At 47.2% G+C, this 1,190-nt stretch carries 1 protein-coding gene; it reads right to left on the bottom strand.

What is annotated here, in order from left to right:
* Positions 1–380: 380 nt before the first annotated feature.
* Positions 381–1,190: hypothetical protein (locus PX481_RS19240; protein ID WP_288095491.1), on the bottom strand; the 810-nt coding region annotated here is incomplete at its 5' end.

The following is a 1,190-nucleotide window of genomic DNA, read 5'->3' as shown; positions in this document are numbered from 1 at the left end:
GTAAATCAGGAAAATCGACTCGTCGGGAGTTTTTACTCATATTTTCTCTGTCAACGGCGACTTAACCTAATTTTAACGGAAGAATTAGCTAGGGTCTGCTGAAAACGTTTGTTGGTGGGGGAAGGGTGTGGGGTGTGGGGTGTGGGGTGTAGGGTTTTACCGATTTTCATCTGGTCAATTACCTAATTTTCAGGGAAAAAGTGCCTAAATTTCCCCCCCCCGATCACCCCAAGGTCTGGCACTTTTTGATGGGGAAAAAGTCTAAAATTCCTATCCAACAAGGTTTTTAGATTTATTCAGCAAACCCTAAGTAGCTGCCATCCCCAATCTCTGAGGTGGGGAAGACAGGATTAATCTTCCACCACTCCAGTCAAATCCTCCTAACGTCGGCCGCGTCTGCTGCTGCCGAAACCACTGCGACTAGGGGTACGACGGGAACCAGAGGAACCGAAACTAGGAGAACGTTTGACATTATCAGATTTACCCGAATTCTTCAGGGTACTGGAACCATAACCAGAACCACTGGGTTTGGTGGTGGTTGTGGTGCTGCGATTGGGACTAGAGGAAGTATTACTGGGATAACGACGTAAATTGCCAGTAGAACGGAGAGTTTGCCGATTTTTGACCGCCGGAGGTGGACTATTATGTTTAGTCCGGTATTGATCCACTGCCTGATTATAGGTGGAACCGTAACCACCAAAACCGGTCATTACACCCCCCGGAGTATAGAGGGGAGGAACGTAGTATTGAGGACGAAAGAGCAAACTACCCAAAGCTTGACCAGCAACAGCACCGAAAAAAGGACTCCAAAAACTCGATTCTTGCCGAATCACTACGGTTTCCTGTTGTCCGGTTTGGGGATTGTTCCGCACTTCCGTGACATTATGGACATACTCAATTTTAAAATCTTCGGTCATGTACAGGGTAGCCTGATCACCGTTGATTTCCACCGCGGTTTTTTCCCCTTTAGCGATAGCTTCATCGCTTAATCTAGCCATTTGCAGGTTAGTGGTGCGAAAGAGGGGAGAAGTCCCCCCAGGGGTGTTTAACAGCATTAAGGTATAAGTGCCATCTCCGTCATCGTAGGTAGCTTGTTGCACCTCGTAGCGACCGCTACTAACCTGATTGGATTCTTGTCTTACACTACTGTTATTAGCTGACGGTGACTGAGTTTGATTTGATGAGGAACC

The organism is Microcystis sp. M53603_WE2, assembly GCF_030065435.1.
Note: the sequence above shows the minus strand (reverse complement) of the source record. Positions and strands in the feature narration are given on the sequence as shown.